This is a genomic window from Niastella soli (assembly GCF_017742245.1).
GTDB classification, from domain to species: Bacteria; Bacteroidota; Bacteroidia; order Chitinophagales; family Chitinophagaceae; genus Niastella; species Niastella soli.
Window position 1 is genome coordinate 1,805,161 of the sequence record NZ_JAGHKO010000001.1, and the last position, 16,175, is coordinate 1,821,335.

The 16,175-nt window shown below is 44.5% G+C and carries 11 protein-coding genes; 7 read left to right on the plus strand and 4 right to left on the minus strand.

Annotated elements, in window-relative coordinates; all coding sequences use genetic code 11:
* Positions 1-87: 87 nt before the first annotated feature.
* The 5 genes from J7I42_RS07445 (at position 88) to J7I42_RS07465 (ending at position 8,613) form a co-directional block, all read left to right on the plus strand.
* Complete coding sequence (locus tag J7I42_RS07445) at positions 88-3,450, plus strand: methylmalonyl-CoA mutase family protein (protein WP_209138152.1); 3,363 nt, start codon at positions 88-90, stop codon at positions 3,448-3,450.
* 354 nt (positions 3,451-3,804) lie between these two features.
* Positions 3,805-5,136 carry a TolC family protein gene (locus J7I42_RS07450; protein ID WP_209138153.1) on the plus strand — a complete coding sequence of 444 codons (1,332 nt, stop codon included), beginning with the start codon at positions 3,805-3,807 and terminating at the stop codon, positions 5,134-5,136.
* 25 nt (positions 5,137-5,161) lie between these two features.
* Positions 5,162-6,502, plus strand: coding sequence for an efflux RND transporter periplasmic adaptor subunit (locus tag J7I42_RS07455; protein ID WP_209138154.1), 1,341 nt, complete (start codon positions 5,162-5,164; stop codon positions 6,500-6,502).
* 125 nt (positions 6,503-6,627) lie between these two features.
* A complete protein-coding gene (locus J7I42_RS07460) occupies positions 6,628-7,374 on the plus strand; it encodes an ABC transporter ATP-binding protein (protein WP_236065400.1) in 747 nt (248 codons plus the stop codon).
* A 15-nt stretch (positions 7,375-7,389) separates the two neighbouring features.
* On the plus strand, positions 7,390-8,613 hold the full coding sequence (locus tag J7I42_RS07465) for an ABC transporter permease (protein ID WP_209138155.1): 1,224 nt from the start codon (positions 7,390-7,392) through the stop codon (positions 8,611-8,613).
* A 40-nt stretch (positions 8,614-8,653) separates the two neighbouring features.
* Here the strand turns inward: J7I42_RS07465 and J7I42_RS07470 are convergent, their stop codons facing one another.
* Together J7I42_RS07470 and J7I42_RS07475 are read right to left on the minus strand one after the other, a co-directional pair.
* Positions 8,654-9,544 carry a DNA-formamidopyrimidine glycosylase family protein gene (locus J7I42_RS07470; protein ID WP_209138156.1) on the minus strand — a complete coding sequence of 297 codons (891 nt, stop codon included), beginning with the start codon at positions 9,542-9,544 and terminating at the stop codon, positions 8,654-8,656.
* A gap of 105 nt (positions 9,545-9,649) precedes the next feature.
* Positions 9,650-9,844 (minus strand): hypothetical protein, encoded by a 195-nt coding sequence (locus J7I42_RS07475; protein ID WP_209138157.1) that lies wholly within the window; start codon positions 9,842-9,844, stop codon positions 9,650-9,652.
* 149 nt (positions 9,845-9,993) lie between these two features.
* Here J7I42_RS07475 and J7I42_RS07480 point away from each other — a divergent pair, with 149 nt between their 5' ends.
* Entirely contained in the window at positions 9,994-11,211 is a 1,218-nt protein-coding gene (locus J7I42_RS07480; protein ID WP_209138158.1) for a DEAD/DEAH box helicase, read from the plus strand.
* A 110-nt stretch (positions 11,212-11,321) separates the two neighbouring features.
* Here J7I42_RS07480 and J7I42_RS07485 read toward each other — a convergent pair whose 3' ends face one another.
* A complete protein-coding gene (locus tag J7I42_RS07485) occupies positions 11,322-12,539 on the minus strand; it encodes a DUF763 domain-containing protein (protein ID WP_209138159.1) in 1,218 nt (405 codons plus the stop codon).
* Between the two features lie 100 nt (positions 12,540-12,639).
* Positions 12,640-12,810, minus strand: a complete 171-nt coding sequence (locus J7I42_RS07490) for a hypothetical protein (protein WP_209138160.1) — start codon at positions 12,808-12,810, stop codon at positions 12,640-12,642.
* Positions 12,811-13,659: 849 nt separating this feature from the next.
* Between J7I42_RS07490 and J7I42_RS07495 the strand changes: the two genes are divergently transcribed.
* Positions 13,660-16,143, plus strand: a complete 2,484-nt coding sequence (locus tag J7I42_RS07495) for a TonB-dependent receptor (RefSeq protein ID WP_209138161.1) — start codon at positions 13,660-13,662, stop codon at positions 16,141-16,143.
* Positions 16,144-16,175: the final 32 nt, after the last annotated feature.

A 16,175-nucleotide genomic window follows, 5' to 3' on the forward strand; every position in this document is an offset into this window, starting at 1 on the left:
TCAGCATTGGTTGGAAGTCCGAGATAATACTAACGATCATTAGTGTTTTTGAACTAACTTTAGGCCGATTATGTAATGCATGCTATTATGAGTTATATGCCTGTTAATAAAGTAAGGATAGTTACAGCTGCCTCCCTATTTGATGGTCATGACGCTGCTATTAATATAATGCGGCGCATTTTACAGTCGAAGGGGGCTGAGATCATTCACCTGGGTCATAACCGGTCAGTAGCGGAGATCGTTGAATGCGCTATTGAAGAAGATGCCCAGGGTATTGCCATTACCAGCTACCAGGGTGGCCATGTGGAGTTTTTTAAATACATGAAAGACCTGCTGGAGGAAAATGGCTGTGGACATATTAAGATCTTCGGTGGTGGGGGTGGCACCATTCTGCCCCAGGAAATTACCGAGCTTCATAACTATGGCATCACCAGGATCTACAGTCCTGACGATGGACGTAGATTGGGGTTGGAAGGAATGATTGAAGAGGTGATCCATCTCTGCGATTTCTCCGTCAATGGCGACCCGGCCAATTTTAAGAATGGAATGAAACTGGGTGAATGGAAAGACATCAGGAAAATTTCACGTTCCATTTCCAATGCAGAAAATAACATGAACGGGGCAAAGCCTGTTGCTAAATCGACCACAGGTATTCCCGTACTCGGCATCACCGGCACTGGCGGTGCTGGTAAGTCATCAGTTACGGATGAGGTCGTTCGGCGGTACCTGAATGCTTTTCCCGAAAAAACAATGGCCGTTATTTCTGTTGACCCCTCTAAAAAGAAAACCGGTGGCGCCCTGTTGGGTGATCGCATCCGGATGAACAGCATACATTCTCCCCGCGCCTACATGCGTTCGCTGGCTACCCGCGACAGCGATGTAGCATTGAGCGAACACGTACAGGAAGCCATCGATGTATGTAAAGAAGCTGCTTTTGATCTTATCATTTTGGAATCGGCCGGGGTTGGGCAAAGCGATGTAAGCATACTTGACTATTGCGATGTGAGCCTGTATGTAATGACGCCTGAATATGGCGCGGCCAGCCAGTTGGAGAAGATCAATATGCTCGACTATGCCGATGTAATTGCTATCAATAAATTCGATAAAAGCGGTGCGCTGGATGCCCTGCACGATGTACGCAAACAGTTCAAACGCAATCATGGTCTATGGAGTGCCAAAGATGAGGAACTGCCCGTGATCGGCACCATTGCCGCCCAATTCAATGATACTGGTATCAATGAGCTGTTTGAAAAGCTGGTAGTTACCATAAAAACAAAAACGGGCGTTGAGTTCGGGCAAATAGATGTACATGCACATGTAAAAGACACCACTACCAAATCACAGATCATTCCGCCCAAACGGGTCCGATACCTCTCAGAAATTGCCGATACCAACCGGGGATATGATGTATGGGTGAAAGAACAGGCTGCGCTGGCAACCCAGTTATATCAAATAAATGGGACTTTGCATGCAGTTAACACATTGTCTGCTGTTGTAAAAGAGGAATTAACCGCCATTAAAAAGAAACTGGAAGATCAATTACATCCTGAATGTAAAAAGCTGGTTGAACAATGGCCTGCGCTTGTTACAAAATACAAGGCCGACTTCTTTGAATACCAGGTGCGCGATAAAGTGATCAAACAATCAATGACCACCAGATCGCTCAGTGGTACGCGTATCCCCAGGGTTGTTTTACCAAAGTATAACGACTGGGGTGATATTTTAAAGTGGCAGTTGCAGGAAAACATTCCGGGTGAATATCCTTTTACCGCGGGAGTGTTCCCCCTGAAACGCGAAGGGGAAGATCCCACTCGTATGTTTGCCGGTGAAGGCGGTCCCGAGCGTACCAATAAACGCTTTCACTATGTGTCGTTCGATCAACCTGCGCGGCGATTGTCTACTGCATTCGATAGTGTTACCCTGTATGGTGAAGACCCTGCACAACGACCAGACATTTATGGTAAAGTAGGTAATAGCGGTGTAAGCATTGCCACAGTAGATGATGCAAAAAAATTATACAGCGGCTTCGATCTCTGCGATCCCAAAACATCGGTGAGCATGACCATTAATGGGCCGGCTCCCATTATACTCGCGTTCTTTATGAATGCGGCTATTGATCAATTGTGTGAGAAATGGATCGAGGCAAATGGCCAGTGGGACCTGGTAAATGCTAAAATAGCAGAAAAGTTCAAACACCTGCCCAAACCGGGTTATTACAATCCATCGGCGCCTGAACGACTGCCTGAGGGCAATAATGGATTAGGGCTTGCTATATTAGGTCTGTCGGGTGAAGAAGTGTTGCCTGCCGACGTTTATGCAAAAATAAAAGCAGAAGCACTGGCGCAGGTACGTGGCACGGTGCAAGCAGATATCTTAAAAGAAGATCAGGCACAGAACACCTGTATTTTCAGTACCGAGTTTGCTTTGAAGCTGATGGGAGATGTGCAGGAATATTTCATTCAGCAAAAGGTGCGTAACTTTTACAGCGTAAGTATTAGCGGTTATCATATTGCAGAAGCGGGTGCCAATCCTATTACTCAACTGGCCTTTACACTGGCGAATGGGTTTACTTACGTAGAGTACTACCTGAGCCGCGGCATGCATATCGATGAGTTTGCGCCAAACCTGTCGTTCTTCTTCAGCAATGGTATGGACCCTGAATACAGCGTAATTGGCCGCGTGGCGCGTCGCATTTGGGCCAAAGCCATGAAATTTAAATATAAAGGCAACGACCGTAGCCAGAAACTGAAATACCATATTCAAACATCAGGGCGAAGTCTGCATGCCCAGGAAATAGATTTCAACGATATAAGGACCACCCTGCAGGCCCTGTACGCCATTTACGACAATTGTAACAGCCTGCATACAAACGCGTATGATGAAGCTATTACAACGCCTACCGAAGAAAGTGTGCGCAGGGCTATGGCTATACAGTTGATCATTAACCGCGAATTGGGCAGCGCAAAGACCGAGAACTTTATCCAGGGCTCCTTCCTTATTGAAGAAATGACCGACCTGGTTGAAGAAGCCGTACTGGCTGAGTTCGATCGCATTACCGAACGTGGCGGTGTACTGGGCGCTATGGAGCGTATGTATCAGCGCAATAAGATCCAGGAAGAAAGCCTGTATTATGAAAGTTTGAAACATAACGGTGAATTACCCCTCATTGGCGTAAATACATTTTTGAACAAGAAGGGGAGTCCTACCGTATTACCAGGCGAGGTAATTCGCAGCACTTCAGAAGAGAAAGAACAACAGATACAAAACCTGCATGCCTTCTGGAAACGCAACGAGAACCAATCGGCCAATAGGTTGAGCCGCCTGAAAAAAGTTGCCATTGAAAATGGAAATATTTTTGAAGAGCTGATGGAGACAGTTAAGTATTGCTCATTGGGTCAAATAACCCATGCTTTGTTTGAAGTAGGAGGGCAGTATCGTAGGAATATGTAAGTAAGAAATTGACGGAGCGATTTTGAGAACTGAAGTAGGAATTAGGAGGTAAGAAGTAAGAGGTAAGAAGAACCGGAAATCCCTACCTCGTACTTCCTACTTCAGTTTCTTATGTAGAATAATTTCCTCATTAAAATAAGATTAATTAATGCCACGCAGGCCTTTCATTTAAAGGTCAGCGTGGCATTTTTATTACTCCCATTTATCAGGTTGCCGTGCCGTTTATCAGTTGAAATATAGAAGGGGATAAATGAAATGTTAAGCTGTTGATAAACCTTTTAACTAACCACTGGAAATGTTTTCTAAACACTTCAAATAAGAGTACCAATACTATTTTAAATAAATATAAAGGGTATGTGGAAATATTTTTTACTAATAGCCGGCCTTTTACCAGGCATTATTACTCCGCTGAATGCACAGGACACGGCCGCTGGGCCGCTTAAATGGGACCTGCAAACCTGTCTCGATTATGCTAAAAAGAATAACATTACCATCAGGGACCTGCGTTGGGGGGCGCGTTCCAGTGAGCAGGACCTTTTACAGGCAAGAGCAGCGAGGCTACCCAACTTATCAGCCAACCTCACCCAGTCAGTTGTAAATAGCAACAATGCCAACCCGGTAGTGGGTGGTTTTGCCACACAGGCCAATGCCTCGGGTAATTATGGATTGAGTTCCAACCTGATCGTTTATAATGGCGGTTTACTGAACAATGATGTAAAGCAAAAAGACCTATTACTGGAAAGTGCCCAGTTAAATGTACAACAGGCGGAGAACGACATTACGCTGCAGATCACCCAGGCCTACCTCAATATATTATTACAAAAGGAGAATATCGTTTACCTGCAGGAATTGGTGACTTCTTCGGAGTCGCAGTTAACACTGGGCAAACAAAGGTTTGATGCCGGCAGCCTGTCGCGCAAGGATTATTTGCAATTGGAAGCCACGTTGGCTAATGATAAATATAATCTTACCACAGCCATCAATGCACACCGCACCAATCTGGTTACGTTAAAACAAATATTGCAATTGCCCTCTTCAATTCGTTTCGATATTGTGCAACCCGATACCCTGGTCACTACCCAAACAGTGATCTCGTTGCCGGAAGCCGAAACGGCGGCGGTCAGTTCAAGACCTGAAATAAAGAATGGTGAGTTGGGCGTGAAGTCGGCAGAGGTAGGACTGGAGAAATCCCGCGCTGGCGCTTTACCGGTGGTAAGTATAGGGGCAGGTATTTCAACCGGTTATTCAGATAACAATGACCTGAAATATTTTAACCAGATAAATAATAACTTCTATCAGCGATTGGGTGTAACCCTGTCAATCCCCATTTTTGCCAACCGCATAAATAAGAGCAATATAGAGCGATCGAAAATACAAATTGAGCAGGCTAAGTTGTCGTTACAGGGCACTAAGACCACCCTCGATCAGGCCGTTGAGCAGGCATATATCAATGTATTGAATGCAGAGGCGCAACTAACGTCGGCCGAATCACAATGGAAGATCAACCAGGAAAGTTTTCACATTACCAATGAGCAGATGCGGTTAGGCGCCTTTAATACCATTGACCTGCTTACGCAAAAGAACCTGTATGTGCAGGCATTGCAGGCATATGTGCAGGCAAAATACAATACCATTCTTAATAAAAAGATCTACGAATTCTATACAGGCGTACCTGTAGCCCTTTAGAATCTTTAATAATAAATGGAAATACATGAAAACGAAAAAATATAAATGGCTGATCTGGGTGCTGGTCATCGTTGCTGCCGGTGTTGGCATCTGGTTTTGGAAATTCAGGGAAAAAGAAAAGCCTGTTGTGCTGGAAACCGAGCAGCCTTATTATGGTACAATTGCCACCAGCGTAACGGCCACCGGCACCGTTCAACCGGTAGATACCGTTTCGGTAGGTACGCAGGTGTCTGGCACCATCAGTAAAGTATATGTTGATTTTAATGATAAAGTAAAGAAAGGACAACTGATCGCTGAAATAGATAAGACGATCTTATCGGCCCAGCGCGATCAGATCAGCGCCAACCTGCGGCAGGCAAGGGCCAATCAGGATTATCAAAAAAGCAATTTTGACCGTCAAAAACAATTGCTCGACGTGGGCGCTATCAGTCGGGCAGATTATGAGATCGCATTAAATCAGTTTAATGCGTCCAATGATAATGTGAGTGGTATTGCTGCGCAATTAAAAGCAGCCCAACAAAATTTATACTATGCAAATATTTACTCGCCCATAGATGGAACTGTGTTGACAAGAAATGTGAGTGTGGGTCAAACAGTAGCTGCCAGTTTGAATACGCCAACCTTGTTTGTAATTGCCAAAGACTTAACTAAAATGCAGGTGCAGGCCGCAGTTGATGAAGCCGATATAGGCAATGTAAAAAACGGACAACGAGTGACCTTTACCGTAGATGCCTTTCCTGATAATGTATTTGAGGGCCATGTAAATGAGGTGCGGTTGCGGCCAAGTGTATCCTCAAACGTGGTAACTTATTCCACCATCATAGATGCGCCGAATGGTGATCTGAAACTAAAGCCAGGGATGACAGCCAACATCACTGTTTTCACCCAGGAGATCTCCAATGCCCTGCTGGTCTCCGCCAAAGCTATACGCTTCCGGCCTGACTCAAGCTTGTATAATAAATATACGATCGAGGGTGGCAATTTTAAAGATGGCCAGCGTAATGGAGCGATGCGCATAGGCAGTAGTGCACCAAAAGATAGTTCGGCTATGAAAAACAACGGAAGACGCGATGCCTCGGAAACAGTTGAAACAGGAAAGACCGCAATGGTATGGGTGAAAAAGGACAGCACGCTTACCCGGCGTAAAATAAAGATCGGGTTAACGGATGATACCAACGTGCAGGTGTTAGCTGGTTTAACTACAGATGATGTTGTGGTATCAGGTTCACACCAACTGGAAACAGCAGACAAGGGGGCTGGTACACCAAGAAGTCCGTTTATGCCGCAAAGGCGGGGAGGTGGCAGTGGAGGTAACAGAGGCGGAGGCGGTGGTACTGGAGGCAACCGTAGTGGTGGGTCGAGGTAGGAAGTTGACCAGACCCTGAGCGGAGTCGAAGGGCTGTCAGTGGGAAGTAAGAGGTAGGTCACCTACGCCGAGGCTTCGGCGACCGAAGGAAGTAAGGTTGAAAATGCCATAATTAAAACAAAAGTATGTCAAACAAAATAGTATCCATACACGACCTGAAGCGTGAATTTAAGATGGGAGTGGAGATTGTGCGGGCATTGAAAGGGGTTTCATTTGATGTGGAACCAGGTGAGTTTGTAACCATCATGGGTAGCAGCGGTTCGGGCAAAACAACCATGCTGAATATTCTGGGTTGTTTGGATAAACCGAGTGAGGGCAGTTATTTGCTCGATGGTGTTGATGTGCAGAAGCTATCGCGCAATGAGCTGGCCGTATTGCGCAACCATAAAATCGGATTTGTGTTCCAGGCTTATAACCTGCTGGCGCGTACATCGGCATTGGAAAATGTAGAGTTGCCGTTGTTATACAATTCAAGTATTTCACACAAGACGCGGCATGAACGGGCCGTAAAAGCCCTGGAAGCCGTTAAGCTGGGCGACAGGCTTGATCACTTACCGAATCAGTTATCGGGTGGACAACAACAACGGGTAGCCATTGCCCGCGCGCTCGTAAATGAACCGGTAATGATACTGGCCGACGAAGCAACCGGTAACCTTGATACGCGCACCTCTTATGAAATTATGGCCCTGTTCCAGGAGTTAAATCAGCAGGGCAAAACAATAGTGTTTGTTACGCACGAACCTGATATCGCGGCATTTAGCAGCAGAACAGTCACTTTAAAAGATGGTAAAGTGGTAAAAGACAGCACGAATACACAGGTGCGTTCTGCCCGTGAAATGCTGGCACAATTACCGATAGCAGCAGATTACTAACTGATACTTACTACAATGAAACTTTTTAACCTCATACGAATTGCATTGAAAGCACTACAGCGTAATAAGCTGCGTGCATTCTTGACCATGCTGGGAATAATTATAGGCGTGGCAGCTGTGATCGCTATGGTGGCCATAGGGCAGGGCTCCAAACAAAGCATCCAGGACCAGTTAAGCAGCATGGGTTCGAATATGATCACCATACGCCCCAGCAGTAATCAAACCGTAGGTGGCGGGGCCAGACTCGATGCATCGGGTTTGCAATCGCTGACGCTGGATGATGTAAAAGCCATTCAAAAGCAGGCTACCTACATTACCGCTGTGTCACCGGCGGTGCAATCAAGAGGACAGGCCATTAACGGTGCCCTGAACTGGCCTACTACTATTCAGGGAGTAAGCCCCGATTATTTAACCATTCGTGACTGGCCGTTGAAAGATGGTATCACATTCACACAAGAGCATGTGAATACAGCTGATAAAGTTTGTTTGATAGGACAAACCGTAGTGGAAAATATTTTTGGCTCAGAAGACCCGGTAGGCAAGATCATCCGGTTTAATAAAATACCATTTAAGGTTATTGGGGTATTAGGGGAAAAAGGGGAGAACGCATTTGGGCAGGACCAGGATGATATTATTATTGCGCCTTATACTACCGTACAAAAAAGGATACTGGCCATCCCTTATATTCAAAATATATACGCTTCTGCAGTAGACGAAAACAGCAGTGCGCAGGCCACGACAGAGGTAACTGATATTCTTCGTACTTCGCATAAATTAAAAGCAACAGATGAAGATGATTTCATGGTGCGTACGCAGGCAGAGCTTATCAATACTTTTAGTTCAACCAGTCAGTTGTTAACCGTATTACTGGCCGCCATAGCCGGTATTTCACTGGTAGTGGGGGGGATAGGCATTATGAACATCATGTATGTGTCGGTTACTGAACGTACCAAGGAGATCGGGTTGCGTATGAGTATCGGTGCCCAGGGAACCGATATCCTGTTTCAGTTTTTAATTGAAGCGATCTTGATCAGTATTACCGGTGGTATTTTAGGAGTAATTCTTGGCATTACAGCTTCGAGATTGGTAACACTGTTTTTATCGTGGCCCACATTGGTATCACAATCGTCCATCATGCTTTCGTTTATGGTGTGCGCTATAACGGGGGTATTCTTTGGGTACTACCCGGCGCAAAAAGCGTCGCGGTTAGATCCTATTGAGGCTTTACGATATGAGTAAGGACCGTAGTACTGAACGCTAACAGGGTCCGGAAATTATTTTAAAGGGAATGATTCCGGACTTTCTTTTTTGAGGACTTCTTTACCTTGAGATATTTACTTTTAGCTTTCCGGTTTAAGGTTGCTGCGTTCCGCCCGCCTTCTCCGCCAGCTGGCGGTTTCGTTCGGGCAAGCGTTCTGCCCGCCTTCGCCAGGGCTTCTGCATATAGCACCTGGCAGTTCTCGCAATAGAAGGTACGACGGTTCGTTTTTCCAAGGTGTTGCTTTATGATCGGGATGTTACATCGCGGACAGATCTTTTTCGTATGTACCAGCCAGTGTTTTCTTAACACGAATGCTTTTTTCCATTCCAGAAAATCAAAGCTGTAAATACGGGCTTCCCTGATCAGTTCGGTGAGTTTACGTGGAGGCAACAATTTGATAATACTTTCGGGGTGAACCCGGATACGGAACAATACTTCATTTTTAATGATATTTCCTACACCGGCAAAGATGTTTTGATCGAGTAAGGCGTCGCATACCAGTTGATCAGGCTGAGCCTTCAATTTTCTTCTGGCTTTTTTTTCGTCCCAGGTGTTATTAAGTACATCGCCACTCCAGTCGTACACCTGATCGGGTTCTTCCTCTAATATCTTTATAGAACAACTATACAAATAAAGATCGCCGTTATTGAAGTGTAAATGCAACCGGGGATTCTTTTTAGTTTGTTCATTAATGCTGTACGATCCCCATAACAGGAAGTGGATACGCAAAGTAATTGTTGGTAAACAGATGAGAAAGTGTTTTCCCCAGCTTTTGAAGTCAATAATTTTTTGATTGACCAGGGTTTCCTTATCCAGGGCGGTGGTATTACCGGCTGCTGAAAGGACCTTTTTGCCTTTGAACAGTTGTACGGCTTCCTTGAGAATGATAATGCTGGGTCCTTCAGGCATAAATAAGATCGGCTATTTATGGATTAACAGAATAGCAGGAAGAGAACGTGGTAGCCGGTTTTATGAAAAAAGTAACAATTATTGAGAACCTAATTCCACATTTTGCTAGGTTGCTTTATCGCGTGTATTGCGGATAAGGCCTACCCCGGCAAAGAAAAAGATGGCGCCCAGTATGCCATACATAATGATTTGCTTTATGTTATGCGTACCGGCACCCCCATTCATAAAGTTTACACCGGCCAGTATAAGTCCCACTACGCCAATTAGTGCGAGTATAATACCTAATGCTCTTTTTTCCATAATACTACTTTTAGGTAGTATGGCAAAGGATGTGCCCGGACGAATTGCTTCTACTTTGTTGATTTACATGACCAAATTCCATTATATTTGCTAGTATATAATTATATCTGCAGGACCATGCTCCGCAAACACCTAAATAAATTGACATCTTGCGCTTTACAGAATTCGGCTTTCACCCTGACTTATTAGAAGGCATTGAAGCCAGCAATTACGAAAATGCTACTCCTGTACAGGAGCAGGTAATACCACCCATATTGGCTGGCAGAGATATTATCGCCTCTGCCCAAACAGGTACCGGTAAAACAGCGGCCTTTTTACTTCCGCTTATCAATCGCTTGTTAACTCACCGCATTGACGGTCAGGTTGGTGCGCTGGTAATTGTGCCTACCCGTGAGTTGGCCATTCAAATTGCCCAGCACCTGGAAGGGCTGTCTTACTTTACCAATCTGAGTTCAATTGCTGTATATGGCGGAAATGACGGTAGCAACTTTGTTGCTGAAAAAAAGGCCTTGCAAACAGGTACTGATATTGTGATCTGCACACCAGGTCGGATGATCGCCCACCTGAATATGGGCTATGTACAATTCAAACAGCTGCAATTCCTCGTGCTGGATGAAGCTGACCGAATGCTGGATATGGGTTTTCAGGATGATATCAACAAGATCATTGGGGCGTTGCCTGCCAAACGGCAAACTTTATTATTCTCTGCCACTATGCCCGAGAAGATCAGGCAATTGGCAAGAAAGATCCTGACCAACCCTGCTGAGATCAACATAGCTATATCGAAACCACCAGAGAAAATAGTACAGAAAGCTTTTGTAGTATATGAACCACAAAAACTTCCTTTACTTAAACATATTTTAACAACCATTCCGTTCAAGAGCGCACTTATCTTTTGCAGCCGCAAACAAAGTGTAAAATTATTGGTGCGGGATATGGAACGCGCGAAGTTCAAGATTGCAGAGATTCACAGCGATCTGGAGCAGTCGCAACGGGAAGATGTGTTGAATGGTTTTACCAGTGGGCGTATCCCCATACTTGCTGCTACAGATATCTTAAGCCGCGGTATTGATATTGATACCATTGACCTGGTGATCAATTATGATGTGCCACGCGATGCAGAAGATTATGTGCATCGTATTGGTAGAACGGCCCGGGCGGAAGCCGATGGTATGGCGTTTACACTGGTGAGTGAGCCTGAACAGAACAAGTTTGCCATTATTGAAAAGCTGATAGGTAAAGAGGTTGAAAAGGCTGCTGTTCCGGAGGAATTGGGTAAAACACCTGAGTACCAGCCGAGGTTACGTCCAAAGAGTAAAGGTGGTAATAGAAGGTATCATCATCATGGGAAACCCAGGCGGAAATAGTTGATAGGGTTGACTGGTTAACACGTTGACAGGGGTGATCAGTTAACCAGTTCTATAGGTTAGAAAAAGTCAAGAACAATAACTTAGAACTTAATAACTGGCCATTTATTTCAAAAGAGCCTCATTTGAACCCCCTTCGATCGTTTGGATGGGGGCTTTTCTTTTCCCATAACCGTTCTGCCACCGTAACGCCAGGATTCATTGCGTTCTTTTTCTATGAGCTGTTCAAAGTTATTATTGGGAATAAAATTCTCCTCGGCTTTTTGAGCCAGTTCTGTAAGTTTCTTTATAGCCTGCAGTTTATCGCTTTGCCCGATCTTTGCTTTTTCTACTGCCTTTTGTAAGGTATTGATTGTTTCATCATAAACGTTAGTGGGAACAGGGAACGGATGTCCGTCCTTTCCTCCATGTGCAAACGCAAATCGGGCAGGATCTTTAAACCGGGTGCTGGTACCATGGATCACTTCACTTACCAGGGCCAGTGATTGCAGCGTGCGCGGGCCCATACCTTCCAGCAATAACAACTCTTCAAAATCGGCAGGCTGCTTCTCATGCGTTAACCAAAGCATGGCGCCCAGTCTTTTCAGGTCAACATCTTTTGCCTGCACCTCGTGGTGGGCTGGCATAACAAGATGATTTATTTCGGTTAACAGCTCGTTGGGTGATTCGTTATTTGACAGGGTGAGTATCCCGGAACGGGTAGGGGCTGCTTCTTTATCAACCAGGTTTAGAATATTACCAGCCTGCAAACCACAGATGGCAGTGTGCGGCTCGTTTACGAATGATTGCAATTGTTGGGAATGCCAATGATAGCGTCTTGCTGTGCCGGTAGCATCATTTAGGCCTTGTTGTATTACCGTCCATTCTCCTTCATTGCTAACTATAAAGCTATGCAGGTATAATTGAAACCCATCCTGTATGGCGGTGTTATCTACCTTGGCGCTCAACTTGCTGCAGCGAACAAGCTGTTGTGCATTCAAACCGGTTTGTTCGCCAATAGCCAACAATTCATTTGGCACCTGGCGGGAATGACTTCCCTTTCCGCCACAGATATAAATGCCCAGCTCTTTTGAGAGTGGATTGAGCGCTTTTTTTAATGCACCTAATACCGAAGTAGTAATACCCGATGAGTGCCAGTCCATACCCATTACGGCGCCCAGGCTTTGAAACCAGCAGGGCTCACTCAGCCGGCGAATGTAGTCGGCCTTCCCATATTCCATCAGGATCACCTCTGTAATGGCCCGGCCCAGTTTGGCCATGCGTTCTGCCAGCCAGGGTGGAACTGCGCCATAATGTAAAGGAAGATCAGCGGTACCGGAGCGTTTCATGTGCTAACAAAGTTAGCAATTATTTGCTAATAGGCAATTCTGAAACGTGAAACGTGAAAGAGGTCACGACATTTGAGCCTCGCTACGGCAATCGGCAGGGTCAATGGAATACAGTGGGATGCTCCACGCTGCGCGTGTCGCGGTCAATAGGAAGTAGGTAACCTACGCCAAGGCTTCGGCGACCGAAGGAAGTAGGATTGGGCGCCGCAAAATAATTATTAATCTCAACAGCCGGAACGTATTCCTGAGCGCAGCGAAGGTGTTTTTGCATCGAACGCAGTGATATGCCCTGGTTTTATTTCACTTTTCACCTTTCACGTCTTACTGCTGCCTAAAGCGAGTCTGGCTATTAGTCGGAGATTGCCGATTGCCGTTTCACTCACCATTTACCAAAAAAAATCCTGCCGAAGCAGGACTTTATGGAACCCCGTTTTATGATGAACTTACTGTTATAGAGTTTAGAGGTATAATGAAATGTAAAATTGGAGCGCAGGGGAGTGACCAGCCCAGTCACTCCATGCTGTGATAACTTTTCCAGATGCTTGTGGGTTCAGGTTGGGGCCTCATTTATTTTTCCGGTTTGGGTTTTTCAACAGCATACAAGACGTTCGCAAAAGGTGCACGGCGAACGACCGTATCCAACTAAGGATATTTACTCCGGGGGCCCTGTAGCAATACGGATCTATTACCAGCAATTCTCCTGCGCTTCCTATTGAAGGTGTGAATCGACAAACATTTCATTATATAAAGAACTACGTACGATCAGCCAGCAAACAAAAATAACCGGAAGCTTCATTTTATAGTTACCAATGTGTGTGAACTGCTGATTTATGCATGTGAAAGTAAGTATCAGCGTGGTGAAATGCTAAAGTTATCTACTGAAATATAATACGTAGTAGTACGCAATGATGCATACAAACAATTGTAAGTAAGCGTAGTTTACTCAATGATTAAACATTTATTATTCTACTTAATAAATAGAATTGATATAACAACAAATTATGAAGCATTGAGTTATAGCGTACCGTTAAAAGTTATTATTTGCCGTTGGTGTATACGAAGCAAGATCACTGTAACGCGCAGATACTTTTGCCGACTAAAACTGCAAATATTTTAATTCATGAAAAAGCTGATATTGATAATGTTGCCTTTGTTATTGTGTGTAGCTGCTACCAGGGCACAACAAATAACGGGTAATGTTAAGGATGATCAAGGAAAAGCTTTATCCGGAGCAACAGTAACACTAAAAAAAGTAAAAGACTCCGCACTGGTTAAGCTGGCAGCTACCAATGCAACCGGTCAGTATTCATTTACCGGTGTCAACGCAGGTAGCTATTTTGTAGCGATTTCCTTTACTGGTTATGCATCAAGAACATCTACTTCATTTGAAGTAAATGGGACCGGTGATGTAACAGTTCCTGAAGTAATGTTAACCAAAACTGCTGGTAACTTAAAGGAGGTAGTGGTAGCCGCCCGTAAGCCTATGGTAGAAGTTAAGGCCGATAAAACTATTTTGAATGTAGAAGGGACTATTAATTCAGTAGGTCAGGATGCCCTTGACCTGTTGCGTAAATCACCGGGTGTAATGGTTGATAAAGACGATAACCTGACCATAAGCGGTAAAAACGGCGTGCAGATATATGTAGACGGCCGTCCAACCCCTTTTACCGGAAAGGATCTGTCAGATTATCTTAAGACCATTCAGTCTTCATCCATTGAAGCTATCGAGATCATTACCAACCCTTCCGCCAAGTATGAAGCAGCCGGTAATGCCGGTATCATTAATATCAGGCTGAAGAAGAACAAAAGCTATGGTACAAATGGAAGCGTAAACGCAGGTTATAATATAGGTATTACGCCGAAGTACAATGGCGGTTTCTCCCTCAACAACCGCAATAAGTATGTAAACGTATTTGGCAATTATAACTATAATGATAATCCAAACGAAAATAATGTTAACCTGCATCGTGAGGTAGATGATACCCTGTTTAACGGAAAAACAAAGATCAATGTAGGTAACCAGAGCCATAACTTTAAAGGAGGGATGGATTATTTCATTAACAAAAGAAGTACGATCGGTATTATGGCCAATGGTTCTTTTACCGATCAGGACATCAACAACTACGCCCGTACGCCTATTTCTTATATGCCTACTCAGGTTGTTGACCGGATATTGGTAGCCAATAACACCAGTAAGAATAAGAAGAATAACATCAATGGAAACCTGAACTATCGGTATGCCGATTCTTCGGGCCATGAGTTGAATATCGATGCGGATTATGGCGCTTATCGTAACAAAAGCGATCAATATCAGCCAAACGATTATTACAATCCAACCGACGAAGCAAAACCGATCTACAGTCGTATTTACTTCATGAATGCGCCTACTGACATTGATCTGTACAGCTTAAAGGCTGACTATGAGCAAAACTTAAAGAAAGGCCGTTTAGGTTTGGGTGGTAAGCTTTCATATGTAGAAAGCAACAATGACTTCAAGCGGTATGATGTTGACCCGAATGACAGAGTTACAAAGTACTATGATACTTCACGCAGCAACAACTTTGTATATAAGGAGAATATCAGTGCCGGTTATATTAATTACAACAGACAGTTCAAAGGTTTTATGATACAGGCCGGTGTGCGGGTTGAAAATACCCACGCTACGGGCAGGTCACAAGGGTTCTCATGGGATGCCAACCAGCTTAAATACATTCCATACGATTCTACCTTTACCCGGGATTATACCAACCTGTTCCCCAGCGCGGCCATTACTTTGAACAAAAAGCCAATGAGCCAGTATAGTTTAACCTTTAGCCGGCGTATAGACAGGCCTAATTACCAGGACCTGAATCCTTTTGAATTTAAATTGGATGAGTATACGTACAGAAAGGGTAACACCGGGTTAAGACCGCAGTATACCAACAGCGTGGGACTTACCCATACCTATAAATACCGGTTAAACACTACCCTGAACTATAGCCATGTAAAAGATATCTTTTCACAACTGGTTGATGTAACGGAAAAGTCAAAAGCATTCATTTCACAAAAGAACCTGGCCACCCAGGATATCGTAAGCCTGAACGTCAGCTATCCCTTCCAGTATAGATGGTATAGCATCTTTGGTAATTTGAATGCATACTATTCAAAATACAAGGCTGACAATGGTCCTGAAAGAAAAATTGACCTGGATGTGTATGCCTTTAACTTCTTTGCACAACAAACATTTAAGTTAGGTAAAGGCTGGACGGGTGAAATGAGCGGGTTCTTCACTTCTCCATCTATTTGGCAGGGTACTATTAAAAGTAACAGTCTGTGGAGCGTAGATGGAGGTTTCCAGAAAACTGTATTGAAAGGAATGGGTAATATCAAAGCATCGGTAAGTGATATCTTCCATACGCTGAAATGGAAAGGCACCAGCAATTATGCCGGGCAGCACACAGTGGCAAGCGGTAACTTTGAAAGCCGTCAGCTTAAGCTGAACTTTACGTACAGGTTTGGTAACAGCCAGGTGAAAGCAGCGCGTCAACGTAAAACAGGCGCAGAAGAAGAGAACAAGCGTGCCAATGATAGTGGTGGTGGAATAGGCGGTGGTTCTCCTAAATAAATAATCAGGGATGCCAAATAAAAAAATCCTCC

Excerpts from the sequence above, each read along its gene's own strand:
- J7I42_RS07450 (WP_209138153.1), top strand. The coding sequence starts at position 3,805 with ATGTGGAAATATTTTTTACTAATAGCCGGCCTTTTACCAGGCATTATT.
- J7I42_RS07455 (WP_209138154.1), top strand. The coding sequence starts at position 5,162 with ATGAAAACGAAAAAATATAAATGGCTGATCTGGGTGCTGGTCATCGTT.
- J7I42_RS07470 (WP_209138156.1), bottom strand. The coding sequence starts at position 9,544 with ATGCCTGAAGGACCCAGCATTATCATTCTCAAGGAAGCCGTACAACTG.
- J7I42_RS07490 (WP_209138160.1), bottom strand. The coding sequence starts at position 12,810 with ATGCAAAAACACCTTCGCTGCGCTCAGGAATACGTTCCGGCTGTTGAG.
- J7I42_RS07460 (WP_236065400.1), top strand. The coding sequence starts at position 6,628 with ATGTCAAACAAAATAGTATCCATACACGACCTGAAGCGTGAATTTAAG.
- J7I42_RS07485 (WP_209138159.1), bottom strand. The coding sequence starts at position 12,539 with ATGAAACGCTCCGGTACCGCTGATCTTCCTTTACATTATGGCGCAGTT.
- J7I42_RS07465 (WP_209138155.1), top strand. The coding sequence starts at position 7,390 with ATGAAACTTTTTAACCTCATACGAATTGCATTGAAAGCACTACAGCGT.
- J7I42_RS07445 (WP_209138152.1), top strand. The coding sequence starts at position 88 with ATGAGTTATATGCCTGTTAATAAAGTAAGGATAGTTACAGCTGCCTCC.
- J7I42_RS07475 (WP_209138157.1), bottom strand. The coding sequence starts at position 9,844 with ATGGAAAAAAGAGCATTAGGTATTATACTCGCACTAATTGGCGTAGTG.
- J7I42_RS07495 (WP_209138161.1), top strand. The coding sequence starts at position 13,660 with ATGAAAAAGCTGATATTGATAATGTTGCCTTTGTTATTGTGTGTAGCT.